At 72.7% G+C, this 24,328-nt stretch carries 18 protein-coding genes; 9 read left to right on the forward strand and 9 right to left on the reverse strand.

Annotated features, from left to right (window positions below):
- Positions 1–17: 17 nt before the first annotated feature.
- The 3 genes from ACF08F_RS37095 to ACF08F_RS37105 all read right to left on the reverse strand — a co-directional run bounded on the left by ACF08F_RS37095 (position 18) and on the right by ACF08F_RS37105 (position 5,878).
- Positions 18–1,556: a DUF5719 family protein gene (locus ACF08F_RS37095; RefSeq protein WP_392302966.1), complete on the reverse strand. Its 1,539-nt coding sequence runs from the start codon at positions 1,554–1,556 to the stop codon at positions 18–20.
- Complete coding sequence (locus tag ACF08F_RS37100; RefSeq protein WP_392302967.1) at positions 1,553–5,293, reverse strand: glycosyltransferase family 2 protein; 3,741 nt, start codon at positions 5,291–5,293, stop codon at positions 1,553–1,555. Before ACF08F_RS37100 ends, ACF08F_RS37095 begins: the two co-directional genes overlap by 4 nt.
- A gap of 321 nt (positions 5,294–5,614) precedes the next feature.
- Complete coding sequence (locus ACF08F_RS37105) at positions 5,615–5,878, reverse strand: WhiB family transcriptional regulator (RefSeq protein WP_015033978.1); 264 nt, start codon at positions 5,876–5,878, stop codon at positions 5,615–5,617.
- Between the two features lie 701 nt (positions 5,879–6,579).
- Here ACF08F_RS37105 and ACF08F_RS37110 point away from each other — a divergent pair.
- Genes ACF08F_RS37110 through ACF08F_RS37120 form a run of 3 tightly spaced genes read left to right on the forward strand, consistent with a single transcriptional unit; the run spans position 6,580 to position 9,429 of the window.
- The gene (locus ACF08F_RS37110; RefSeq protein ID WP_392302968.1) at positions 6,580–7,128 is read left to right on the forward strand and encodes a cysteine dioxygenase; all 549 of its coding nucleotides are present in this window, start codon (positions 6,580–6,582) and stop codon (positions 7,126–7,128) included.
- A gap of 13 nt (positions 7,129–7,141) precedes the next feature.
- The gene (gene cofD / locus ACF08F_RS37115) at positions 7,142–8,104 is read left to right on the forward strand and encodes a 2-phospho-L-lactate transferase (RefSeq protein ID WP_392302969.1); all 963 of its coding nucleotides are present in this window, start codon (positions 7,142–7,144) and stop codon (positions 8,102–8,104) included.
- Positions 8,101–9,429, forward strand: a complete 1,329-nt coding sequence (locus ACF08F_RS37120) for a coenzyme F420-0:L-glutamate ligase (protein ID WP_392302970.1) — start codon at positions 8,101–8,103, stop codon at positions 9,427–9,429. The genes cofD and ACF08F_RS37120 overlap by 4 nt, the downstream gene beginning before the upstream one ends.
- An 87-nt stretch (positions 9,430–9,516) precedes the next feature.
- Here ACF08F_RS37120 and ACF08F_RS37125 read toward each other — a convergent pair whose 3' ends face one another.
- From ACF08F_RS37125 to ACF08F_RS37135, 3 genes are all read right to left on the reverse strand, one after another.
- Positions 9,517–10,506: a DNA-3-methyladenine glycosylase family protein gene (locus tag ACF08F_RS37125; RefSeq protein WP_392302971.1), complete on the reverse strand. Its 990-nt coding sequence runs from the start codon at positions 10,504–10,506 to the stop codon at positions 9,517–9,519.
- A gap of 76 nt (positions 10,507–10,582) precedes the next feature.
- Positions 10,583–11,665, reverse strand: coding sequence for a sugar phosphate nucleotidyltransferase (locus ACF08F_RS37130; RefSeq protein ID WP_392302972.1), 1,083 nt, complete (start codon positions 11,663–11,665; stop codon positions 10,583–10,585).
- 104 nt (positions 11,666–11,769) lie between these two features.
- A complete protein-coding gene (locus ACF08F_RS37135; protein ID WP_392302973.1) occupies positions 11,770–13,176 on the reverse strand; it encodes a peptidoglycan recognition protein in 1,407 nt (468 codons plus the stop codon).
- Between the two features lie 136 nt (positions 13,177–13,312).
- On the opposite strand from ACF08F_RS37135, the gene ACF08F_RS37140 reads away from it, so the two are divergent.
- The 4 genes from ACF08F_RS37140 to ACF08F_RS37155 all read left to right on the forward strand — a co-directional run bounded on the left by ACF08F_RS37140 (position 13,313) and on the right by ACF08F_RS37155 (position 19,384).
- On the forward strand, positions 13,313–14,065 hold the full coding sequence (locus tag ACF08F_RS37140; protein ID WP_392302974.1) for a TIGR03089 family protein: 753 nt from the start codon (positions 13,313–13,315) through the stop codon (positions 14,063–14,065).
- A 275-nt stretch (positions 14,066–14,340) separates the two neighbouring features.
- Positions 14,341–15,528, forward strand: a complete 1,188-nt coding sequence (locus ACF08F_RS37145) for an LCP family protein (RefSeq protein WP_392302975.1) — start codon at positions 14,341–14,343, stop codon at positions 15,526–15,528.
- A gap of 254 nt (positions 15,529–15,782) precedes the next feature.
- Positions 15,783–17,546, forward strand: a complete 1,764-nt coding sequence (locus tag ACF08F_RS37150; protein WP_392302976.1) for an LCP family protein — start codon at positions 15,783–15,785, stop codon at positions 17,544–17,546.
- Between the two features lie 50 nt (positions 17,547–17,596).
- Complete coding sequence (locus tag ACF08F_RS37155) at positions 17,597–19,384, forward strand: LCP family protein (protein WP_392302977.1); 1,788 nt, start codon at positions 17,597–17,599, stop codon at positions 19,382–19,384.
- A 92-nt stretch (positions 19,385–19,476) separates the two neighbouring features.
- Here the strand turns inward: ACF08F_RS37155 and ACF08F_RS37160 are convergent, their stop codons facing one another.
- Positions 19,477–20,502 (reverse strand): glycosyltransferase family 2 protein, encoded by a 1,026-nt coding sequence (locus ACF08F_RS37160; protein ID WP_392302978.1) that lies wholly within the window; start codon positions 20,500–20,502, stop codon positions 19,477–19,479.
- A gap of 218 nt (positions 20,503–20,720) precedes the next feature.
- Here ACF08F_RS37160 and ACF08F_RS37165 point away from each other — a divergent pair, with 218 nt between their 5' ends.
- Positions 20,721–22,118, forward strand: coding sequence for an LCP family protein (locus ACF08F_RS37165; protein WP_392302979.1), 1,398 nt, complete (start codon positions 20,721–20,723; stop codon positions 22,116–22,118).
- A gap of 62 nt (positions 22,119–22,180) precedes the next feature.
- Here ACF08F_RS37165 and ACF08F_RS37170 read toward each other — a convergent pair whose 3' ends face one another.
- Positions 22,181–22,714 carry an acyl-CoA thioesterase gene (locus ACF08F_RS37170; RefSeq protein ID WP_392302980.1) on the reverse strand — a complete coding sequence of 178 codons (534 nt, stop codon included), beginning with the start codon at positions 22,712–22,714 and terminating at the stop codon, positions 22,181–22,183.
- Between the two features lie 119 nt (positions 22,715–22,833).
- Here ACF08F_RS37170 and ACF08F_RS37175 point away from each other — a divergent pair, with 119 nt between their 5' ends.
- Entirely contained in the window at positions 22,834–24,171 is a 1,338-nt protein-coding gene (locus tag ACF08F_RS37175) for an LCP family protein (RefSeq protein WP_392302981.1), read from the forward strand.
- Between the two features lie 61 nt (positions 24,172–24,232).
- On the opposite strand, the gene ACF08F_RS37180 is transcribed toward ACF08F_RS37175, so the two are convergent.
- The coding region (locus ACF08F_RS37180) for an acyl-CoA dehydrogenase family protein (protein ID WP_157849844.1) at positions 24,233–24,328 on the reverse strand (96 nt) is incomplete at its 5' end.

The raw sequence follows: 24,328 nt of genomic DNA on the forward strand, positions 1-24,328 counted from the left end.
CCCGTACCCGCGGGGTGTCAGTCCCCGAGGACCTGGAGGTCCTGGCGGGCCGTCGGGACCTCGACCGTGCCGCGGTCGTCGGTGAGCGGCTGGACCGTGAACATCTGGACGCCGTCCTCCGGCAGCGCGAGCATCCGCGAGGCGTACACCTTGCCGCCCGAGACCGGTTCCACCGTCAGCGCGTACCCGCCCTTGACGCCCCCGGGGACCAGGTCGGTCAGGGTCGCCGTCGTGCCCGCCTTGACGGTGACCGTCTTCGAGGCCGGCGTCCCGGCCGTGGCGCCCGCCGAGGCCGTGACCTTGACCTGGGCGTCGGAGCCGGTCGCCGTGAGGGCGAGCGTCGAGGCCTTGGCGCGGTTGTCGGCGACCGTCGCGCGGGCGGAGATCGGCGCGGTCGCCGGGACGAACGCGATCTCGGTGCCGTCCTCCTTGCCGCGGACGACCTGGAGGGCGGCAACCACCGGGGTCGGCTTCTTCGGGTCGCTGGGGGTGAGCAGCAGGGAGCCCGTCTGGCCCCTGGTGAGACTCGGCAGGTCCAGGGAGGCCGTCATCCCGGACTTCACGTGCAGGGTGCCGCCGCCCGCTCCGGCGGGGACGATCGTGCCCGTCGGGGTGGCCAGCTGGATCTTGAGGTCGGCGTCGTCGTCGCCCGGCACGAACGCCACGAGGCGGACGGAGGTCGCGTCGGCCGGGATGCCCGGGAGGACCGCGCTCGGTGCCGGGTCGGCCGCGGCCGCGAGCCAGTCGCTGCCGAGCTTGTCGTCGGCGGCGGCGATCGCCGCGCCGACGCGCCCGCTGCGGGTGGTGACGTGGACGGTGACGTCCCGCTGGGCGGCCTCGCCCGTGAGCGTGGAGAGCAGGACCGGGACCGTGGACCTGGGGGGCACCGGGATGCCCTCGGTGAACTGGGACTTGAGGACGCCCTCGGGGCCGTACAGCTCGATGTCGGCGACGGCGGCCGTGTCGTCCGGGTTGGTCAGGTGGACGTAGTCCTGGCGCTCCTTGGCGGTGGAGGCGGCCGGGAACCAGAAGTCCGTGTCGGGGGCGCCGCAGGTCAGGCCGAGGAGGCCGCGGGCGCCGCCCGCCGTGACGACGGTGGTCTGCTGCACGGTCCAGCCGGGGGCGAGGGTCCCCGTCGCCGAGCCGGTGAGGGCGGGGGCCGCCGGGCCGTTCGCCTCGGCCGTCACGGGCTTGCCCGGGGCGGTGACGGTCGCGGGGGCCTTCGGGGCCTTGGATTTCTTGCCGCCGCCCGAGCCGCCGCGGTTCGCTCCGCTCGCCGCCGGGAGGAGGCGGGCCGTGGGCTGCTCCGCCTTGGTGGAGCCGCCCGCGGCTGCCGCGGCCGCCGTGCCCGCGGGGGTGTACGAGGTGTACAGGGTCTCGGCCACCTCGGAGGTGCTGGGGGCCGGGCAGGCCAGGCCCGCGCGCTCCACCGGCAGGCGGGTGGGGGCCTTGGCCACGGGGGCCGCCGGGCCGTCCTGGGTGGTCAGCGTGGCGAAGCCGGTGACGGCCGCGAGGGCCGTCGCGACCGCGATCAGGGAGAGGGTCGTGCGCTTCACTGGTTGCTGCTCCCGTCGGGACGCTGCTCGGTCTCGTGACCCTGGGGGTAGTCGTAGCCGTAGGCGTACGGGTCGTACTGCTGCTGGGGCTGCTGGTCGTACCCGGCCTGCGGGTCGTACTGCTGCTGCTCGTAGCCCTGGTCCGCGTACGGCTGGGGCTGCTGCTCGTAGCCCTGCTGGGGGTACGCGTACGGCTGCTGCTGGTACGGGTCGGCCGCGTACTCCTGGTAGTAGCCCTGGTCCGCGTACGGCTGGGCCTGCGGCGCGTCCTGCGCCCCGCCCTGGTCCTGCGCCCGGGCTGCCTGGGCGTAGGCCGGGTCGTACCCGGCGCCGTCCCAGGGCTGCTCCGGGGCGGCCCGGTCCTGTGCCGCTTCCTGGGGCTCGTACGCCTGCTGCTCCGGGATCGGGACCGGGACGTGCTCCTGGTCCGGAATCCCGGCCGCGGCGCCCTCGGTGCCTTCGGCCTCGGCGGCGGCGCGGAGGCGGCGCGCGCGGCGGCCGTCGCCGTCGGTCGCCTGCGCGGGGATCGCCGGCTCCTCCTCGGGCAGGTCGTCGTCGATCTCGCGGCGGCGGCCCGGCAGGGCGAGGATCAGCAGCACGACGGCGAGGCCGACCTGCGTCCAGGTCCACACCGTGCGGGTGAGCGGCTGGTCGTACGTGAGGTCGAGGCGGCCGCCCTGGGCGGGGAGCTCGAAGCCCTGGGCCCAGCCGTCGACGGTCGTCCTCGTCAGCTCCTTGCCGTCGAGGGTCGCCGTCCAGCCCTCGTCCGCGCGGTCGGCGATCCGCAGGATCCGGCCGGCCTTGCCGGCCGGGATCTTGGTGTGCGCCTCGACGGGACCGGCCGCGACGGCGACCGGCTTGGCCGCCCCGTCCGCGGCTCCGGCCTCCGCCGGCGCCTGGGTGGCGGCCTTCGCCGCCGGCTGGACGATCATGATGCGGGCGATCTCGCGGTCCACGCGCCAGAGCGCGCTGCCGTCGAGCTGGCTGAGGCGGCTGAGGCCGGGCGTCGCGTCGAGGACGCGGCCCATCTGGCGCGGCGCCCCGTCCCGTACGAGGACGTAGCGGATCGCGTAGCCGCTCAGTTCCTGGGTCTGGTCGGCGCCGGAGCCGGCCACGAGGTGGGCGACGACCGCGTCGAGGCGGGGGTCGGTCTCGGCCGCGGCCGCCAGTTCGCCGTCGCCGAGGCGGGCGCCGGAGCCGCGGACCAGGGTGTACGTGACCTCGCCGGGCGAGGTGCCGCCGAGGACGAGGGTGCGGGGCTGGTCACGGGTGCCGCTCTCCTCGGCGACGAAGGCCGGGACCTGGACCGGGTCGCGCCTGGTCAGCGGTCCGTCCGCGCCACCGATCATCCAGCCCGCGGCCGCGACCGCGGGGCCGACGGCGCAGGCGAGGGCGATGAGGGCCGCGACGGGCTGGCGCCAGCCGAAGCCGTGGGCCGCGACGCGGTTGCGTCCGCCCTCCGCGCCGATCATGCCCGCGGCGATGAGGGCCGCGCCGTAGACGAGGGTCGCGGGGCCGGCCCAGCCCGTGCCGTCCGCTCCGTTGGAGAGGACCGCGAGGAGCAGACCGGCGAGGGCCGCCGCCCAGGCCGCGAGGACCGCGAACCTGCGCTCCTCGCGCAGCAGACCGGCGAGGGCGGCGAGGACGAGGCCGATCAGGAGGAGGCCGCCGGTCGTGCCGGGTCCGCCCGGGCTGGTCGCGAGCAGGTCGAGCGCGGTGGCCGTGCCCGTACGGACGTCGAGGCCCGCTTCGCGCAGGAAGGCCGCGGGCTCGGTGAGGAGGGAGAGCGACCAGGGCGCGAGGGCGAGGACCGGGGTGCCGACCGCGGCGAGGAAGCGGAGCCCGTACGCCGTGATGTCTGAGCGGTGGACGACGAGGACGCCGAGGCCGAGGAGGACCGCGAGCGGCCACACGACCGGGGTGAACGCCGTCGCGAAGGTCAGCAGGAAGGCGTAGGCCCAGGTCGCGCGCCAGCTGCCGCGCTCGGGCCCGTCGAAGCCGTGGGCCGCGACCGCCGCGCGGGCGATCAGCGGGAGCAGGATCGCGAGGATCGCCGTGCCGAGCCTGCCGGTCGCGAGGGCGCCGGTGGCGGCGGGCAGGAAGGCGTACGCGACGGCGCCCCAGGCGCGCAGGAGGCTGGACTCGACGATCGGCCGGGCCGCGAAGTACGCGGTGAAGCCGGCGAGCGGGACCGAGCAGACGAGCAGGACGGTCAGCGCCGTCGAGGTGGAGCCGAGGAAGAGCGCGGAGAGCGCGGCCAGGACGGCGAGGTAGGGCGGGGCCGGCTGGGTGCCGCCCGTGCCGAGGGCGTGCCAGGCGTCGGCGTACTTCGACCAGAGGCCGGAGACCGTGTCGGGGGCCGGCAGCAGGGCGCCGCCCGCCAGCGAGCCGCCCGCGAAGAGGTTGCGGCAGGCGACGAGGGAGATGAGGAGCAGGAGGCCGAAGAGGACCGGGCCGGGCTTGCGGGCGATCTTCTTGAGCCTGGCGAACTGCTCGATCTCCAGGTAGTCGGCGTCGTCGCCGCCCGGTCCCGACTCGACGACGCCGTGGCGGGAGCCGCCGGCGTCGGCCTCGGAGCCGCCGACGTTCGCCGCGAGCTGTTCGACGGCCGCGCGGACGGTCGCGCCCGGCGGCGGGAAGAGCGGGCGGAGTTCGCTCGCCGCGACCGCCGCGTTCTTCCGCCGCTTGCGGGCGGCGAGGATCTTCTCGGGGCGCAGGAGGGTGGCGAGCAGGCCCGTGACCTCGTCGACCGCCTGGCCGGGGACCTTGCCGACGATCGAGGCGAGGGTGCGGACCAGGGTGCTCAGGACGAGCCGTACGAGGACGTAGGGGAGCGCGAGGCCGCGGGTGTTGGCCAGGAGCGCGTAGACGGCGCCCGCCTTGTCGACGCGGTGCGGGCTCGCCGCCGTGCGCCCCGCGCAGTCGACCGTGCGGCGCTCGCGGGCGGACGCCTCGGCGTGCCGGAGGACCGCGTCGGGGGCGACGAGGACGCGGTGGCCGGCGGAGTGGGCGCGCCAGCAGAAGTCGACGTCGTCGCGCATGAGGGGCAGGCGGCGGTCGAAGCCGCCGAGCTCGTCGAAGACGTCGCGGCGGACGAGCATGCCGGCGGTGGAGACGGAGAGGACGGGGCGGACCTGGTCGTGCTGGCCCTGGTCCTGCTCGCGCCGGTCGAGTCCGGTCCAGCGGCGGCCGCTGCGGGCGATGGAGACGCCGACCTCGAGGAGCTGCTTGCGGTCGTACCAGCCGCGCAGCTTGGGGCCGATGACGGCGGCGTACTCGTCGGCGTCGGCGACGCGCAGGAGTTCGGCGAGGGCGCCGGGCTCGGGTGCGCAGTCGTCGTGGAGGAGCCAGAGCCACTGGACCGGTTCGCCGTGCGGGAGTTCGGGGAGGTCGTAGGCGTCGTCGTTCCACGTCCGGCTGACGGGGTCCCAGCCGCTGGGGCGCTTCAGGTACGGCAGGTCCTCGGGTCCCAGGGCGGGGGCCGTGCGGGCGGCCTCCTCGACGGCGGTGCCGAAGCCGGTGCGGCGCGCGAGGTGCAGGACGCGGTCGTCGCCGATGGCCTCGGCGACGAGGCGTGCCGAGTCGTCGGCGCTGCCGGTGTCGGCTGCGACGACGTTCTGCACGGGGCGCTCCTGGGCGAGCAGCCCGGCGAGGGCGTCCGGCAGCCAGCGGGCACCGTCGTGGGTGACGAGCACGGCGGTGACGACGTGTCGCGGAAACTCAGGAGTTGAGGACATCGAGCTACGGGCCCTCCGGCCGGGGTCGCCCGCGGGGGGCGTGGGGTGCGTCTCGGACGGAGGCCCACACTAACGGCTGTGCGCGGGGCGGTCCGCCCCTGTGGACGGCGGCCTGTGGACAACGGCGGAGGACAGAACACGCAGAACGGTCCGCCGCCTGTGGACGGAGCACAGGCGGCGGACCGTTCTTCACGTCCTGGTGCGCGCGCTTCGGCGCGCGGGGTCCGGAAGGCTTCGTGAGCCGTTCCGCGACCGGGGCCGGGCGGTGGCCCGGGGCGGGTCGGCCACCGGGGCGAGCCCGGCGCGATCCGAAGGACAGCCCTAGACAGCGGCCTTCTTCAGACGGCGGCGCTCGCGCTCGGAGAGGCCGCCCCAGATGCCGAACCGCTCGTCGTTCTGCAGGGCGTATTCGAGGCACTCGGAGCGGACTTCACAGGCGAGGCAGACCTTCTTGGCCTCGCGGGTCGAGCCGCCCTTCTCGGGGAAGAAGGACTCGGGGTCGGTCTGGGCGCACAGCGCGCGCTCCTGCCAGCCGAGTTCCTCGTCCGCGTCCTCGACCAGCAGTTCCTGGAACAACTCGGTCATGTGCGCCCCTCGTCTGTTCTGTGCGTCCCCGTGGTGTGGCCGTTGCCGTACCGGCCGAACGACACGAGTGAAATTACAAGTTTGTGCTCTGTGCGAGTCAAGCGGAGATCTGCTATTGGGCCCCGTATTCACTCTGCGGAACCAAGCCTATGCGGAAAGTGTTCAAATCACCAAAAAACGTGACACATGCCGCCGGTCTGCCCGCACCGTGCGGGCCCCTCGCAAGGAAGGACGTCCGAGACTTGGATCTTGTTGCGATCCAGCCATGGAAGCGATCCGGATCACATGTCGACCACGGAGAGTGACGGGCAGGTCCGGGACTCGCCGCGCGGCGCCGCCATGTTGACGAGCACGGTTGAAGCGCCATCTCTCCTGGTCCGCACCTGAACAAACCTTTCTCCGGGCACGGTAACCGGATGAGGTGAAACATTACCCCCAAATCGGGCATTGGGTTGACAGTCGGGTCCCCTTCCCGCCACCTTTGGTGGCATGCCAGCGACCAGTGCGACCGCCGCGACCCACGCCCGTGGGTTCCGCCGCGCTGTCCAGGTCTGCTGTTGCTGTTGTTGTTCCAGCTGTTGATGCCGTAGAGCTCCAGCTTCTTCCCTCCAGCGTCACCCAGCGTCACCTTCGCGTGTATGTGCGTCACCCCCCTTCGCGACCCCCACCGCTTCTGTTTCTGCTGAGGAACCTCCCCACCCATGAACATGGACAGCGACCTTCAGATCGCCGGCGACATCCTCGAGGTCCCGCACCTCCTCCAGCCCGAGCGCGCCCACCCCGTCACGGTGGCCGAGTTCGCCGGGCTCGCGCGCTCCATCGCCGACGACCGGTCCCAGTGGGCCCCGTACGTCGAGTACGACGCCACGACCCGCTGGTACCACCGGCTCCGCACCGGCCCCGGCTACGAGGTGTGGCTCCTCTCCTGGGTGCCGGGCCAGGGCAGCGGGCTCCACGACCACGGCATCTCCTCCGGCGTCCTGACCGTCCTGGAGGGCGAGTTGACAGAGCGCACGGACAGGGGCGTACGGACGCTCGACGGCGGGGCGCAGCGCGTCTTCGCGCCGGGGTACGTCCACGAGGTCGTCAACGACTCCCTCGAACCGGCCGTCAGCCTGCACGTCTACTTCCCCGGCCTGACCGAGATGCCGATGCACGAGTCGCTCCAGGCGCAGTGCGCGCCGGTCCGCTCCGCGCACGGCTCCGCCGCCCCGTCGGCCCCGGCCGTCCCCGGCGCCGTCGTCGCCTGACAGACTGCTCGGCATGCGCATTGTGGTTCTGGCCGGTGGCATCGGTGGTGCCCGCTTCCTTCGCGGCCTCAAGCAGGCCGCGCCGGACGCGGAGATCACGGTCGTCGGCAACACCGGTGACGACATCCATCTCTTCGGGCTGAAGGTCTGCCCCGACCTGGACACGGTGATGTACACCCTCGGCGGTGGCATCAACGAGGAACAGGGCTGGGGCCGCCTCGACGAGTCCTTCACGGTCAAGGAGGAGCTCGCGGCCTACGGCGTCGGACCCGAGTGGTTCGGCCTCGGCGACCGGGACTTCGCGACCCACATCGTCCGCACCCAGATGCTCGGCGCGGGCTTCCCGCTGAGCGCCGTCACCGAGGCGCTGTGCGCCCGCTGGCAGCCCGGCGTGCGGCTGCTCCCGATGTCCGACGACCGCGTCGAGACGCACGTCGCCATCGAGGTCGACGGAGAGCAGCGGGCCGTGCACTTCCAGGAGTACTGGGTGAAGCTGCGCGCCTCCGTGGACGCGAAGGCCGTCGTGCCGGTCGGCGCGGAGGCGGCGAAGCCCGCGCCGGGCGTCCTGGACGCGATCGCCGAGGCGGACGTCGTCCTCTTCCCGCCGTCCAACCCCGTGGTGAGCGTCGGGACGATCCTGGCCGTGCCCGGCATCCGCGAGGCGCTGGTCGCGGCCGCGGCCGCCGGCACGCCGGTCGTGGGCCTCTCGCCCATCGTCGGTGACGCGCCCGTGCGGGGCATGGCCGACAAGGTGCTCGCGGCGGTGGGCGTGGAGTCCACCGCGACGGCCGTCGCCCTGCACTACGGCTCCGAACTCCTCGGCGGCTGGCTGGTGGACACCGTGGACGCGGACGCCGTGGCGGACGTCGAGGCGGCGGGCATCCGCTGCCGGGCGGTGCCGCTGATGATGACGGACGTGGAGGCGACGGCCGCGATGGCGCGTGAGGCGCTGGCGCTCGCCGAGGAGCTGCGGTGACGGCTCCCGGCGGGGCCGAGGACGCCGAGGCTCCCTCGTACCGCGTCTGGGCCCTGGGCGGGCTGCCGGAGGTGGCGGCCGGCGACGACCTGGCCAAGCTGATCGCCTCCGTCTCGCCCGGGCTCGTCGACGGGGACGTCCTCCTCGTCACCTCCAAGATCGTGAGCAAGGCCGAGGGGCGGATCGTCGCCGCCGACGACCGCGAAGCGGCCATAGACGCCGAGACGGTACGGGTGGTGGCGCGGCGCGGCACCCTGCGGATCGTCGAGAACCGGCAGGGCCTCGTCATGGCCGCCGCCGGGGTCGACGCCTCCAACACCCCCTCCGGGACCGTGCTGTTGCTGCCGAAGGACCCCGACGCCTCGGCACGGCAGATCCGTTCGGGGCTGCGGGATGCGCTCGGCGTGGACGTCGGCGTCGTCGTCACGGACACCTTCGGGCGGCCCTGGCGCACCGGCCTCACCGACGTCGCGATCGGCGCGGCCGGGGTGCGGGTCCTCGACGACCTGCGGGGCGGGACCGACGCGTACGGCAATCCGCTGAGCGCGACCGTGGTCGCCACCGCCGACGAACTCGCCGCCGCGGGCGACCTGGTGAAGGGCAAGGCGGCCGGGCTGCCGGTCGCCGTCGTCCGGGGTCTGCCGCACGTCGTGGCCGGGGACGAGGAGCCGGGGGCGCGGGAGCTCGTCCGCGGCGCCGCCGACGACATGTTCCGGCTCGGGACGTCGGAGGCGGTACGGGAGGCGGTGACGCTGCGGCGGACCGTACGCGAGTTCACCGACGAGCCCGTCGACCCGGGTGCGGTCCGGCGCGCGGTCGCCGCGGCCGTGACGGCGCCGGCCCCGCACCACACCACGCCCTGGCGGTTCGTCCTCCTGGAGTCGCCGGAGTCGCGGACCCGGCTGCTCGACGCGATGCGGGACGCGTGGGTCGCGGACCTGCGGCGGGACGGCAAGTCCGAGGAGTCGGTGGCCAAGCGGGTGCGGCGCGGGGACGTCCTGCGCAACGCGCCCTACCTGGCCGTGCCCTGTCTCGTGACGGACGGCGCCCACCACTACGGCGACCCGCGCCGGGACGCGGCCGAGCGCGAGATGTTCGTCGTCGCGGCGGGCGCGGGGGTCCAGAACTTCCTCGTGGCGCTCGCGGGTGAGCGGCTCGGCTCGGCGTGGGTGTCGTCGACGATGTTCTGCCGGGACGTCGTACGGGACGTCCTCGGGCTGCCGGCCGGCTGGGACCCGATGGGCGCGGTGGCGATCGGCCACGCGGCGGGTCCGCCGCGGGAGCGGCCGGGGCGGGTCGCCGCGGAGTTCATCGAGGTGCGCTGACGCGGTCCTGCCGGCGCTCCCGGTCCGCCGGGTGCGCCGGGTCCACCCGGTGCGCCCGGTCCGCCGGGGTCCGCCCCGCGCGTGCGGTCAGAGGTGCGTGATGTTGCCCGGTGTCATGCGGGGCGCCCTGCGGGGCGGGACGCGGCCGCTGAGGAGGATCAGGCGGGCGGCGCGGTGGCGCTGGCCCGCGTACGGGGCCAGGAGCGCCAGCATCGCCTCGTCGTCGGCCGTACGGTCGCCCGCGAGGGCCCAGCCGACGATGCCCGGGAGGTGGAGGTCGCCGGTGGTGACCTCGTCCGGCGCGCCGTTGCTGCGCTGAATCGTCTCGGCGCTCGTCCAGGGGCCGATGCCGGGGATCAGCTCCAGGCGCTCGCGGGCGGCCGTCGGGTCCATGTGCGCGGCCTCCTCCAGGCGGGCCGCCGCCCGGGCCGCGCGGACGATCGTCGCCGCGCGCTTGCCGTCGACGTTCGCCCGGTGCCACTCCCAGGACGGAATCCGGGTCCAGGTGCGGGCGTCGGGCATCGCGTGCATGCCGTCGGGGGCGGGGCCGGGGGCGGGTTCGCCGTACTTCCGTACGAGCAGGCGCCAGGACGCGTACGCCTCCGTCGTCGTGACCTTCTGCTCCAGGACCGTCGGGATCAGCGACTCCAGGACCAGGCCCGTGCGGGTCAGGCGGAGGCCGGGGCGGCGGCGGTGGGTCGCCAGGAGCAGTCGGTGGCGGGGGACGAAGGCGGCGGGGTCGTCCTCGGCGCCCAGGAGGGCCGGGAGGCGGTCCAGGAGCCAGGTCGCGCCGGGGCCCCAGGCTTCGGCCTCGACGTCGTGGACGGCGCCGTCGTCGCCTTCTCCGGTCCGGACGGCCACGCGGAGGGTGCCGGGGCCGTCGGGGGTGCGGCTGGCCCGCCAGACCGAGCCGTCGGGGGTCACGCGGAAGGTCGGGTCGGAGGGGCCGCGGCGGAGGGGGCCGAGGGTGAGGCCGAGGTCCACCGGGGCGGTGAGGGAGGTCAGGGGTACGGGGACGTGGCCGCCTCGCACCGTGGTGGGGGTGGATCGGGCGGGGGGTGGGAAGCGGCCGGCCATGGATACGAGCGTAGCCGGGGCGCCCGTACGGGTGTGGGGGCCGGGCCCGTGGTTCCGGGGCCCGGCCCGGCCGGGTCTACTGGTCCGAGGAGAAGCGGACCGCGTTGGCGGGGAGGGTGGTGTCGCACCAGATTCTGATGCCGTCGCGGAGTTCGTTGTCGGGGCCCACCTGCGCGCCGTCGCCTATCACCGCGCCCGTGAGGACCGAGCGCGCGCCGATGCGGGCGCCCGCGCCGACGAGGGAGTCCGTGATCACCGCGCCCGGTTCGACGACCGCGCCCGCCAGGATCGTGGAGCCCGTGATGCGCGCGCCCTCGCCGACCACCGCGTCCGCGCCGACGACCGTGCCGCCGGTCAGCTTGGCGTCCGGGGCGACCCGCGCCGACGGGAGGACCAGGCGGTCGCCGCAGCGGCCCGGGACGGCCGGGGACGGGGCGCGGCCGAGGACCAGGTCGGCGGAGCCGCGGACGAAGGCCTGCGGGGTGCCGAGGTCCAGCCAGTACGTGGAGTCGACCATGCCCTGGAGGTGCGCCCCGGAGGAGAGGAGTTCCGGGAAGGTCTCGCGTTCGACCGAGACGGGGCGGCCGGTGGGGATCCTGTCGATGACCGAGCGGCGGAACACGTACGCGCCGGCGTTGATCTGGTCGGTGACGATCTCCTCGGGCGTCTGGGGCTTCTCCAGGAAGGCCTGGACCCGGCCCGTCGCGTCCGTGGGGACCAGGCCGAAGGCCCTCGGGTCCTCGACGCGGGTGAGGTGGAGCGAGACGTCCGCGCCGGAGGACGCGTGGGTGTCGACGAGGGCCCGGATGTCGAGGCCCGTGAGGATGTCGCCGTTGAAGATGAGGACCGGGTCGTCCGGGCCCGAGTGGAGGCGCGAGGCGACGTTGCGTATCGCGCCGCCGGTACCGAGCGGCTCCTCCTCCGTGACGTACTCGATGCTCAGGCCGAGGTCGGAGCCGTCACCGAAGTGCGGCTCGAAGACCTCGGCCAGGTAGGAGGTGGCGAGCACGATGTGCTCGACGCCGGCCGCCCGGGCGCGGGCCAGCTGGTGCGTCAGGAAGGGGACGCCCGCGGCCGGGACCATGGGTTTCGGCGTGTTGACCGTGAGGGGGCGCAGCCTCGTGCCCTTGCCACCGACCAGGAGGATCGCTTCAGTCACCTTGTCGTCTCTGCTTCCTGTTCGGGGCCGGTCCGCCCGCCCGTCTCGGTCGTCCGTGCTATGTGACCGGTCAGTTTATGCGGATGGTTGCCCGGCTGACCCCATCAGAGCCTCCCCTGATACTTCGCCGAGGTCGTCCTGGCCGTGCCGAGCTTGCCGTACAGGCGTGCGCCGGGGCACGCCGTGGCGAATCCGTCACGGTGTCCGGAGATGGTGCGCAGCTTGACCTTCGTGCCCTTCTTGTACAGGTTTCCGCCTCCCGAGGTCAGATACGTCGTGCCGTTCGGGTTCACCCCGTGCAGCCCCAGCTTCCAGGCCGTCAGCTTGGCCACGGCGGTGAGGACGGCGGCCGGCGGACTGCTCTTGTCGTAGCTGCCGAGGACGGCGACGCCCATGCTGTTGGTGTTGAAGCCGAGGGTGTGCGCACCGAGGACGGGCTTGGCCACGCCTCCCGCACGGCCTTCGTAGATGTTTCCGCACTTGTCGATGGCGAAGTTGTAGCCGAAGTCCCGCCATCCACTGCTCTGGACGTGGTAGCGGTAGATACCGCGAAGGACGGAGGGCGCCTGGCGGCACGTGTAGTTGTTGCCGGTCGCGCTGTGGTGGACGAAGGCCGCCTTGATGCTCTTCGTGTAGACGAAGCCCTTCTCCCGGAGCTTCTCGTCCGCCCCCCAGCCCTTGCGCGTGATGATCTTGGGGCGGGGGCCGATGTACGGCTTCGCCGCTGCCGCCGCGACGGGAGCGGCTTGAGCCGCCTGGGCGGTATTCACCTGTTGCGCCTGGTTTGACTGGGATGCGATGTCCGGGAAGTGGCGGAACGTCACTTCTGTCGCCGCCTTCGACAGCGCGGGGATCCACGTCGCTCCGTACGGCGCCAGCTGGGAGTTGACCGCGCTGGCCGCCGCCTCCGCCGCCGTCGGGCCGGCCGGGACCGCCGCCGTACGGACCTGGGGGACGGCCGCCGCCGGGTCCTCCCCGGGGTCGACCAGTTCGAGGCGGAGGCCCTCGGGGAGCTGCTCCTCACCCCGTACGCGGATCTCGACGCCGTCCGAGTCGCCCACCCACAGCGGGGCCGTGGAGCCCTTGAGCGCCCGACCGGCGCCCTCCGCGGTCTGGGGGTCGGCGCCGTGCTCGTCGTTGTGGGTCTCCACGTCCTGCCAGTCCGACCAGGCCCCGCCGCCCGCGGCCCGGGTGCGGACCTGCACCGTGCCGTGCAGCACGGCCGCCGGGTCGTCCCAGACGACGCCGAGGAGGGAGAACGGTCTGACGTCGCGTCGGGGCAGGCCCTGCTCCCCCTGGTCCGGGGCGGTTCCGCCGCCGAAGCCGCGTACGGAACCGTCCAGGGGCGCGAGCGGCAGCGACTGGGTCGAGCCGGGCAGCCGCTCGGGCCCCGGTGGCAGCGCGGCGACCTCCGGTGGCGCCGTGGCCGCCGCGGGTGCGGCGAGGGAGACCGGCAGGGCGAGCACCGCCGCGCAGGTGACGGCGATCGAGGTGGCGAGTGAGGCACGCATGGGCCGATCGTGCGTATCCCCGGCGCGTTCCGCGCGTCGGGAATCCGCGCGGAAATTGACGGGCCGTCGGGCCGACCGGTGGACGGCGTCACCGGTACGGAGGACCGCGCGCGCCCGCCCGCGTACGCTGTCCGGCGTGAACGCCAGCGACCGCACCCCCGCCGACCTGCTGCGATCCGCGCTCGCCGCGGACCCCGCACGCCCCTTGGTCACTTTCTACGACGACGCCACCGGTGAGCGCGTGGAATTGTCCGTCGCCACCTTCGCCAATTGGGTGGCCAAGACGGCGAACCTCCTCCAGGGCGAGCTGTCCGCCGCCCCGGGCGACCGGCTCGCGCTGCTGCTGCCCGCGCACTGGCAGACGGCCGTCTGGCTGCTCGCCTGCTCGTCCGTCGGGGTGGTGGTGGAGGTCGGGGGCGACCCCGCCGACGCCGATCTCGTCGTCGCGGGGCCGGAGACCCTGGAGGCCGGTCTCGCCTGCTCCGGCGAGCGGATCGCGCTCTCGCTGGCGCCGCTGGGCCGCCGCTTCCCCGCCCCGCCCGCCGGTTACGTGGACTACGCGGTCGAGGTGCCGAGCCAGGGCGACCGGTTCGCGCCGTTCGTCCCCGTGGACCCGGAGGCTCCCGCCCTCGTCGTCGACGGCACGGAACGCAGCGGCACCCAGCTCGTCGAGCAGGCCCGCGTGAACGCCGCCGCCCTCGGCCTCGCCCCCGGCTCCCGGCTGCTCTCCGGTCTCGGCTACGACGGCTGGGAGGGCCTCTCGACCGGGCTGTACGCGCCCCTCGCGGCCGGCGCCTCCGTCGTGCTCTGCCGCAACACGGACAGCCTCGGCGCCGAGGGCCTGGAGAAGCGCGTGGAGAGCGAGCGGGTGACCCACACCGCTCTCTGACGGCCGCCGGCGGGTGACGACGGCCACCCGCCCCGGCCCCGGCGCCCGTCGGCCCCCTCCCGGCATGCGCCCCCGCCGACCCGGGCACCGGGCGACACGCAGGACCCCGTTCGGCGTAGTGCCGCGCCGAGTCCCCGGGTCCCCGCGCCGACTCCGGTACATGATCGGCGGGGGGAGTCCACTCCTTCCGCACAACCATGCGTCGGGCTCGGCCGTCTCCTTCCATGACCGGTGGCCGCCGGGCGCGCCGCCGACGCCTCGAAGGACGGACTGACGTGACGGACCGTGCTGGCACGCCCGCCGAACCGGAGCCCCCGGCGGATGAAGACGCGGCGACCGGTGCTCCGGAGAAGCCGCGCAAGCGCCACTGGCTGCGGTGGACGGCCCTCGGGGTCTCGGCCGTGGTGCTGATCGCGGCCGGGGTCGGCTGGTGGTTCTACCGGAAGCTCGACGGCAACATCACCACGGACACGACGGCCGCCGCCGAGCTGCGGAAGTACGAGAAGGAGCGGCCGACGGCGGGCGCCACCGCCGCCCGGAACATCCTGCTCATCGGTTCGGACACCCGGACCGGTGAGGGGAACCGCAAGTACGGCAAGGACAAGGGCACCCAGCGCTCCGACACGACGATCCTGCTGCACCTCTCGGCGGAGAAGTCGAGCGCGACGGCCGTCTCCCTCCCGCGCGACCTCATGGTGACGATCCCGAGCTGCACCAAGCCCGACGGGACCCGGACCCGCGAGCAGTTCGCGCAGTTCAACTGGGCCTTCGAGTTCGGCGGTACGGCGTGCACGATCCGTACCGTCGAGAAGCTGACCGGGATCCGCGTCGACAACCACATGGTGATCGACTTCCGGGGCTTCAAGAAGATGGTCGACGCCGTGGACGGGGTGGAGGTCTGCCTCAAGGAGCCCGTCGACGACCCCGACGCCAAGCTGAAGCTGCCGGCGGGGCGCCAGACGCTCCACGGCGAGCAGGCCCTCGGCTTCGTACGGGCCAGGAAGTCCCTCGGCAACGGCAGCGACACGGAGCGCATGGACCGGCAGCAGCAGTTCCTCGGGGCGCTCGTCAACAAGGTCCAGAGCGACGGAGTGCTGCTGAACCCGACCAAGCTCTACCCGGTCCTGGACGCGGCCACGAAGGCGATCACGACCGACCCGGGGCTCGACTCGCTGCGGGACCTGTACGACCTGGCGCGCGCGATGCGGGCCGTGCCGACGGAGAAGGTGCAGTTCCTCACGGTGCCGCGCCGCCCGTACACGTACAACGCGAATCGGGACGAACTGGTACAGCCGGCGGCGAGTCAACTCTTCCGGCAGCTAAGGGAGGACAAGCCCGTCCGCGTCACTCCGCACTCCGAGGAGGAGAGCGGGGACGGGAAGCCCGACGACGCGGACGCCCCTGCTCCCTCCGCGACTCCGACCTTCACGGGGCGGAACGCGGCGGAGGGCGTGTGCTCTTAGGAACAGCCCGGGCCCGCCGGGTAAAGGACGTCCCAAGGGGAGGGCAGGGTCGGATGAGGTTTGAGCAAATTGCCCGGTTGTAAGGGGCGTGGAATTTGTCACTGACGTCGCTCCACGTTGAACTGGGCGGATAGTGTGACGCGATCCGGTGCACCCCGACCGTCTGGTCGTCGCACTCACCAAGGATCGAACGACCGAGAATGCGGCGCCGGGGGAGGCGCCTCGCGTGGCACCGACGGAGGACTCGAGTAACCGTGGACGCGCACAGCCGTGGACGGGCGGACGAGATCGACCCCGCCGACCAGTGGGTACTGAACCCGCAGACCGGCAACTACGAACTGCGACTGGACCACTCCGCTGAGCAGTCGCAGCCGCAGTCAGCGTCCCGGCCCCGGAGATCGAGCACGGCCACCGAGGCCGACACGGCACGCCCCGGCCGCGGCGCCGCCGCCGGCACGGCCACCGAGGCACCCGTCCCCGGGCAGCGCCGCCGCCGCGTCTCCGAGCAGGGCGGCGGCTCCCAGCCGCCGGCGAGCCGTCGCAAGCCCAAGCAGGGTGCCTCGCGCAAGAAGAAGATCCTTCTGTGGACCGGCGGCACGATGGCCTTCGTCCTCGTGGGCGGCGCCACCGGCGCGTACCTGCTGTACAAGAAGCTCGACGGCAACATCGACACGGTCGACGTCGGCACCGCCGCCAAAGAGACGCCGGGCATGGACGGGCCGCTCAACATCCTGATCATCGGCAACGACGTCCGTACCGGTGAGGGCAACGAGAGCTACGGCAACAAGACCAACGTCACCGGCCACGCCGACACGACGTTCCTCATCCACATCGCCGAGGACCGCACCAACGCGACGGCCGTGAGCATCCCCCGCGACCTCAAGATCAAGATCCCGGACTGCCCCACGAAACAGCCCGACGGCTCCACCAAGGTGATCCCCGGCTCGGTCGGCACCACCAAGTTCAACGAGTCGTTCGGGGTCGACGGCCGCGACCCCGGCTGCACGATGCGCACCATCACCGAGATGAGTGGCATCGGCATCAACCACTTCATGATGGTCGACTTCAACGCGGTCAAGACGCTGTCGACCGCCGTCGGCGGCGTGAAGGTCTGCCTGAACAAGCCCATCCGCGACACCAAGTACTCCAAGCTCAACCTCGACGCGGGCGAGCACAAGATCCAGGGCGAGGACGCGCTCGCGTTCCTCCGCAACCGCCACGGCCTCGGCAACGAGAGCGACCTGGACCGCATCAAGATGCAGCAGCAGTTCCTCGCGTCGATGATGCGCCAGCTGAAGGAGGACACGCTGGACAGCCCGACGCAGCTGCTCGACGTCGCGAACGCGGCGACCGACGCGCTGACCGTCGACAAGGGCATAGGAAGTGCCCTGAAGCTGACCAGCCTCGCCAAGGAGATCGGCAAGGTCGACCTCAAGAACATCAGCTTCATGACCGTGCCGGTCGTCGACAACCCCGACGAGCCGCCGAACGCGCGGGCGACCGTGGTCCTCGACCAGACCAAGGCCCCGCAGGTGTTCGACATGATCCAGAACGACGTCTCCTTCACCGAGGTGAAGAAGAAGGAGAAGGACGCCAAGAACGCCAAGGCGCAGGCCCAGGCGAAGCTCCTCCAGGGCCCGCGCGCCGAGGCCGCCGACGTACGCGTCGACGTCTTCAACGGCAGCGGCATCACCGGGGCCGCGCAGTCCACGATCCTCTGGCTGCAGAACGACATGGGTGTGAGCCGCTCCTCGAACAAGAGCAACGCCCCCGAGAAGGCGGCGAAGACCACGCTCACCTACGCACCGAACCAGGCCGATCAGGCCCGCAAGCTCGCGGACATGATGGGTCTGCCCGCCACGGCTCTCAAGCCGGGCACGCAGGACGCCGGGGAGCGCGAGCCCATGACGCTCGTCCTCGGTGCCGACTTCAAGGGCGCGGGGGCGCCCGTCAAGGGTCCGACGAAGGCGCCGGACGTCGACAAGGTAGAAGCCGACAAGAAGGTGTGCGCCGAATGACCTGGAAACACCAGGCCTCGGCGCGCGGCTGATTCACGAGGGGACCTGGGGTGGGACAGAACGTGCGTGGGGAGGGAACGCGGGGAAGCGTTCCGCGCGCCCGTGAACTGGGCTGGGACGACGAGCTCTACGGGGCGGGGGAGGCCACCGGCGCGGGGGAGGCGACCGACGCCGCCGACGGGGCGGCCGGATCCGGCGGTGCGTCGGTGCCCGGGCCGACCCGGGCCGAACGGCGCCGCAGCGGCACCGTCGGCGGAGGCGGGACGGAGACCGGCGGCGACGCGCGGACCGGCCACCGCCGCGGCGGCTCGCGCCGCCGGGCCAAGAAGGCCGGCAAGCACAAGGTGCTGCGCTGGGTGGCGATCACCGTCGCCGTGCTGATACTCGGCACGGCCGGCGCCGGATACCTGTACTACGAGCACCTCAACGGCAACATCCGCAGCGGTGACCGCGCCGGCGGCAACAGCGGCGCGAAGAAGGCCGCGCCCAACGCGCTCGGCGACACCCCGCTCAACATCCTCCTCATAGGCTCCGACGACAGAAGCGACGAGAGGAACATCGCCCTCGGCGGCGGCCGCAACGACAAGGACCGCAAGCCGCTCGCCGACGTACAGATGCTGCTCCACGTCTCGGCGGACCGCGAGAACGCCTCGCTCATCTCCATCCCCCGCGACACCGTCGTCCGCATCCCCGAGTGCAAGGACGAGAACGGCACTCCGTACCCGGCCACCGACAACCGGCCCATCAACGAGTCGCTCCAGCGCGGCGGCCCCGGCTGCACCCTCACCACCTGGGAGAGCCTCACCGGGGTCTACATCGACCACTGGCTGATGGTCGACTTCGTGGGTGTGGTGGCCATGGCCGACGAGGTCGGCGGCGTCCCCGTCTGCGTCAAGACCGGTGTGCACGACAAGTCGACCGCACGCGTGAAGGGCGGCTCCGGCCTGAAGCTGCCGAAGGGCACCTGGGAGGTCAAGGGCGAGCAGGCGCTCCAGTGGCTGCGCACCCGGCACGCCTTCGGCAGCGACCAGAACCGCGCCAAGGCCCAGCACATGTACATGAACGGGATGATGAAGAAGCTCCAGGAGCAGAACGCCTGGACCGACACGGGCCGGCTGATGGGCCTGGCCGAGACCGCCACCAAGTCCCTCGAGGTCTCCCAGGACCTCGACACCGTGAAGAAGCTCTTCGACCTGTCGATGCAGCTGAAGAACGTGAAGATCGACCGTCTGACGACGGCGACGGTGCCGACCGACCCGTACGCGCCGAACCCCGATGCCTGGCTCCAGCTGCGGCCCTCCGCCGCCGACAAGATGTGGTCGATGCTCCGGGACGACGTCGCCTTCGACAAGAACGGCGACAAGTCCGGCGCGAAGAAGCCCAAGCCCACCGCCTCCCCCAAGCCCACGACCCCGGCCGAGGCCCCCGGCTCCTTCGTCGTGACCGTCGTCAACGGCACCGACGGCAACGACGAGCCGGCCGTCCAGGGCCGGGCCCGCCACATGGCCGAGGCACTCCAGGCCAAGGGCTTCACGCAGGCCGAGTCCTCCCGGGACGGTGGCAGCCGCAAGGACACCGTCGTCACCTACCCCAAGGCGGACGGCGAGCAGGGCAAGGCGAACGCGCTCTCCGTGACGAAGGCGCTCGGACTGCCCGCCTCGGCCGTACGGACCGACGCCGAGGCGAAGGGCATCACCCTGGTCGTCGGCGCGGACTGGCGCGAGGGCACCACGTACAAGAGGCCGACGACGGTGGCCGGTGACCTGCCGGAAGGCGCCGACGACAAGTCGACGTGCATGGACATCTACTCGGTCTACCGCTGGGACGGGAAGAGCTGAGCGCGGTGAGCCGCGCATGACCGACGGCCGGGCCCCTTTCCGGGGCCCGGCCGTCGGTGTTCGTCCTGAGGTCGTGCGCTGTGCGGCGGTCGTCAGACCGACTCGGACTCGCCCGCCTTCACCGCCGGGCGGCGGCTCGCGATGACCTTCCGGGCCAGGGAGCGCGGGCTCGTCAGGAAGCCGTACCCCCACGACATGTGCATCGTCGCGAGCGCCACCGGGATCTGCAGACGGGCCTTCAGCGACAGGCCCTTGCCCGCCGGGAGCGAGCCCGCCGTGATCGCGGCGAGGTAGCCCGCCGGGACGACGAAGCCGAGCGGGGTGAGCACGGCGCCCACCACGAGGCCGGCGGCGATGGCGCAGACGGCGGTCGGCGGGGCCAGGTAGCGGAGGTTGATGGAGCCCTGGTGGTAGCGGGCCACCACGTGGCGCCAGCGGCCGTAGTCCTTGTACTGCTTCGCGAGGGCCTTCACCGAGGGCCTCGGGCGGTACTGGACGCGCAGCTCCGGCGAGAACCAGATGAGGCCGCCGGCCTCGCGGATCCGGAAGTTCAGCTCCCAGTCCTGGGCGCGGATGAACTCGACGTTGTACCCGCCCTGCCGCTCCAGGGCCTCGCGCCGGAAGACGCCCAGGTACACGGTCTCCGCCGGGCCGGCCTCGCCGCCCGTGTGGAAGGCCGCGTTGCCCACGCCGATCTTCGAGGTCATCGCGGCGGCGACCGCGTCCTCCCAGGCGTTCTCGCCCTCGGCGTGCATGACACCGCCGACGTTCTGCGCGCCCGTCTCCTCCAGGAGCCGGACGGCGGTCGCGATGTAGTTCGGCGACAGCATGCCGTGGCCGTCGACGCGCACCACGATCGGATGACGGGAGGCCTGGATCGCCGCGTTGAGAGCGGCGGGGGTGCGGCCCGTGGGGTTCGGCACGGTGTGGACGCGGGGGTCTTCTCGTACGAGCTCGGCGGCGATCTCGTCCGTGCGGTCCGTGGACGGGCCGAGGGCGATCACCACCTCCATCTCGCCGTCGTACTCCTGCTCCAGGATGTGACGAACCGAGGTGCGCAGATACCGCTCCTCGTTGAGGACCGGCATGATCACGGAGACGGGGGGCGTGGCGTTCATTGGCGGCCACGTTACCGCGAACGGGGGACACCGGTGCGCGCCGCATGGGTGGTGCACCCTTGCGCTGATCGTATGGGCCTACTGTGCTCACGGTTGCCCTTGTCCACCCGCGGAGGTGTCCGTCCGTGCCCACACCGCCCCGCACGCCCCGTCGCAGGCCAGTCCCCCGGCCCCCCGCACCGGTCCGCCGGCGGCGGCCGCGACGGCCGCGGTGGGGGATGCGGATGGCGACCGCCCTGTCCGTGGTGGTCCTCGCGGCGAGCGGGATCGGGCACGCGGTGGTGACCGGCCTGGACACCGGGATCACCCGGGTCGACCCCTTCAGGGACATGAAGAACCGCCCGCAGGCCGGGCACGGGATGAACGTCCTCGTCGTCGGCACCGACGGCCGGGACCGGATCACCCCGGAGGAGAAGGAGAAGTACCGGCTCGGCGGCGCGCCCTGCCACTGCACCGACACGGTGATGCTCGTGCACATCTCGGAGGACCGGGAGCGGGCGAGCGTCGTCAGCCTGCCCCGGGACTCGTACGCCGAGATGCCCGAGCACACCGACCTGAACAGCGGCAGGCGGCACAGCTCCCACCCCGTGAAGCTGAACGCCGCCTACGCGGAGGGCGGGCCCGGGCTGACCGTCCGGACCGTCGAGTCGATGACCGGCGTCAAGATCGACCACTACCTGGAGGTCGACTTCACCAGCTTCATGCGGACCGTGGACGCGATCGGCGGCGTGCAGATCTGTACGACCCGGGCCGTCAAGGACTCCGCCACGGGGCTCGACCTCGCGGCCGGCACGCATGAGCTCGACGGCGGGCAGGCCCTCCAGTACGTCCGCTCCCGGCACATCGACGGGGCCGCCGACATCGGGCGCATGCAGCGGCAGCAGAAGTTCCTGGCGGCGCTGATCGACCGGGCGACGAGCGGCGGGGTGCTGCTGAACCCGGTGCGGTTCCGGGAGATGGCCACGACGATGCTGAGCTCGGTCCGGGCGGACGAGGACTTCGGTACGGATCAGCTGCTGGCGCTCGCCAAGGCGATGCGGGGCTTCACGCCGGCGTCCTCGGAGTTCGTGTCGGTGCCGATCGGCGACATGAGCTTCCCGGTCAAGGGGATCGGGTCGACGGTGAAGTGGGACGCGGCGAAGGCGCAGAAGCTGTTCCAGGCGCTGCGGGAGGACCGGCCGCTGGCGTCGGCGGCGCAGAAGGCGGCCGCCGGCGCCGCCGGGAAGGGCGCCGCTCCGCGGACGGCCGTCGTGGACGTTGCTCCGCGCACGATCCGGGTGCAGGTCTACAACGGGACCCGGACGGACGGGCTCGGCCGGAAGGTGGACGACGCGCTGCGCGCCACGGGCTTCGCCACGACCCGGACGCCGATGACGGGCTCGGGGCAGGAACGGAAGCAGACGCTCGTGGAGTACGACCCGCGCTGGGACCGCTCGGCGAAGTCCCTCGCGGCGGCGCTGCCGGGGGCGGAGCTGAAGGCGGTGCCGGGGCGCGGCGGGACGCTGCGGGTGACGGTGGGGGCGGACTACCGGGGGGTCACGGGGGTCCGGTCGGAGGACGCGGGGCGGGGCGGCCCGTTCGAGGCGGTGACGGGGGACCAGGTGGTGTGCCCGTAGGAGCCGGTTGAGGGGTACACGCTCCGGAAGGTGGGGGCCGCCGGTCGGCGGCCCCCTGGGCGTCAGTCCTCGTAGCCCTCGGCGGCGCGGCGTTCGCGGAGGTCCTTGATGGCCTGGCGGCGGGCCAGGCGGTGGGTGCGGCGGATCTGGGCCTCCTGGTTGCGGCGCTTGTCCTGCTCCGTCTCCGGGAGGACCTGCGGGACGCGCCGCGGCTTGCCGTCCGCGTCGACGGCGGCGAAGACCAGGTAGGCCGAGCCGACCTGGGTGGCGGGCGTGGACTCGTTCCAGCGCTCGGCCATGACCCGTACGCCCACTTCCATGGACGACCGGCCGGTCCAGTTGACCTGGGCCTTCACGTGCAGCAGGTCACCGACGCGGACCGGCTCCAGGAAGGCCATCTCGTCCATCGAGGCGGTGACCGCCGGACCGCCCGAGTGCCGGCCCGCGACGGCGCCCGCGGCGTCGTCCACCAGTTTCATGATCACGCCGCCGTGCACCGTACCGAGGAGGTTGGTGTCATGGCTCGTCATGATGTGGCTGAGGGTGGTGCGGGAGGCCGAGGTGGGCTTGCCGGGGATATCGCCCTGTTCTGTCATGCCCTCCACCTTATGCCGGGTCGCACCCCTGTCCGGTTTGCATCAGCTTGGCAACAGCCCCGGTCCGATTTTCCACCCGGCCTGTCCAGGGGATTCCCCCGCCCGGCACACTGGTCCGCATGAATGACTGGCCCGAAGACGGCGGACACGGCCGCGGCAGCGCGAACTCCCATTCCGAGGGTGCTCGCAGGATGCGCCATGTGCAGCGCCCGCAGGCTCCGCAGCAGCCGCAGCACGGTTACGACCAGGGCTACGGCCAGGACCAGGGCTACGGCCGGAACCAGGGCTACGACCAGGGCCAGGGTCAGGGCTACAACCCGAACTTCACCCAGGCGCAGAACTCGGGCTACGACTCCGGGTACAGCTCGGGCCAGGTCTACGGCGGTCAGCAGGGCGGCCGGCCGGGCGGCGGCGCCCAGGGCGGCGGCCCGGGCAACCCCCCGCCGTACTCCCCGCAGGGTCCCGGGCGTCCCGCCCCGGACTGGCGCAAGCGCGCCAAGATCGGTTCGATCGTCCTGGTCGTCGGCGTCCTCGCCTGGGGCATCGGCACCTACGCCTGGGCCAGCTCCCAGATGCGCAACGAGGTCGACCTCTCCAAGGTCATCGAGCGGCCGTCGGAGGGCGACTGCACGACGTACCTGATCGTCGGCTCGGACAGCCGTGAGGGCATGTCCGCCGAGGAGAAGAAGAAGCTGCACACCGGCTCCGCCGAGGGCAAGCGGACCGACTCGATGATGATCCTCGCGGCCTGCTCCAGCGGGAACACGATGGTCTCGCTCCCCCGTGACTCGTGGGTGACGATCCCGTCCTTCGTGGGCTCCGAGTCGGGCAAGCAGTACCCGGCCCGCGGCGGCTCCAAGCTCAACGCGGCCTACGCGATGGACGGCCCCGAGCTGCTCGTGCGGACCGTCGAGTTCAACACCGGCCTGCGCATCGACCACTACGCGGAGATCGGCTTCGCCGGCTTCGCGAACATCGTGGACGCGCTCGGCGGTGTGGAGCTCAACATCGAGAAGGGCTTCAAGGACAAGAAGTCCGGCGCCGACTTCCAGGCCGGCACGCAGACCCTCAACGGCGAGCAGGCCCTGGCCTTCGTCCGTACCCGGTACGCCTTCGCCGAGTCGGACCTCCAGCGGACGAAGAACCAGCAGAAGTTCCTCTCCGCCCTGGCCAACCAGGCGGCGACGCCGGGCACCATCCTCAACCCGTTCGCGCTGTACCCGACGCTGGGCGCCGGTCTGGACACGCTGATCGTGGACAAGGACATGTCGCTGTACGACCTCGGCCAGATGTTCTTCGCCATGAAGAGCGTCCAGGGCGGCGACGGCAAGTCCATGAACATGCCGATCGCGGGCAGCGCGCCGCAGGGCTCCCTGAAGTGGGACATGCCGAAGGTGAAGCAGCTGGTCGAGCAGATCCGGAACGACGAGAAGGTCACCGTCGAGTCGAACCGCTGACCTCGGGACGCACGAAGAGGGCGCCCTCCCCCGCCGGGGAGGACGCCCTCTTTCCGTATGCCTACGGGAGGTTGCGGGCCATGACGATGCGCTGGACCTGGTTGGTGCCTTCGTAGATCTGGGTGATCTTGGCGTCGCGCATCATGCGCTCGACGGG

The sequence above is a fragment of the Streptomyces sp. NPDC015130 genome (assembly GCF_043080005.1).
Taxonomy (GTDB): Bacteria; Actinomycetota; Actinomycetes; order Streptomycetales; family Streptomycetaceae; genus Streptomyces.

Excerpts from the sequence above, each read along its gene's own strand:
- ACF08F_RS37105 (WP_015033978.1), bottom strand. The coding sequence starts at position 5,878 with ATGACCGAGTTGTTCCAGGAACTGCTGGTCGAGGACGCGGACGAGGAA.
- ACF08F_RS37160 (WP_392302978.1), bottom strand. The coding sequence starts at position 20,502 with ATGAACGCCACGCCCCCCGTCTCCGTGATCATGCCGGTCCTCAACGAG.
- ACF08F_RS37165 (WP_392302979.1), top strand. The coding sequence starts at position 20,721 with ATGCGGATGGCGACCGCCCTGTCCGTGGTGGTCCTCGCGGCGAGCGGG.
- ACF08F_RS37110 (WP_392302968.1), top strand. The coding sequence starts at position 6,580 with ATGAACATGGACAGCGACCTTCAGATCGCCGGCGACATCCTCGAGGTC.
- cofD (WP_392302969.1), top strand. The coding sequence starts at position 7,142 with ATGCGCATTGTGGTTCTGGCCGGTGGCATCGGTGGTGCCCGCTTCCTT.
- ACF08F_RS37170 (WP_392302980.1), bottom strand. The coding sequence starts at position 22,714 with ATGACAGAACAGGGCGATATCCCCGGCAAGCCCACCTCGGCCTCCCGC.
- ACF08F_RS37135 (WP_392302973.1), bottom strand. The coding sequence starts at position 13,176 with ATGCGTGCCTCACTCGCCACCTCGATCGCCGTCACCTGCGCGGCGGTG.
- ACF08F_RS37100 (WP_392302967.1), bottom strand. The coding sequence starts at position 5,293 with ATGTCCTCAACTCCTGAGTTTCCGCGACACGTCGTCACCGCCGTGCTC.
- ACF08F_RS37125 (WP_392302971.1), bottom strand. The coding sequence starts at position 10,506 with ATGGCCGGCCGCTTCCCACCCCCCGCCCGATCCACCCCCACCACGGTG.
- ACF08F_RS37175 (WP_392302981.1), top strand. The coding sequence starts at position 22,834 with ATGAATGACTGGCCCGAAGACGGCGGACACGGCCGCGGCAGCGCGAAC.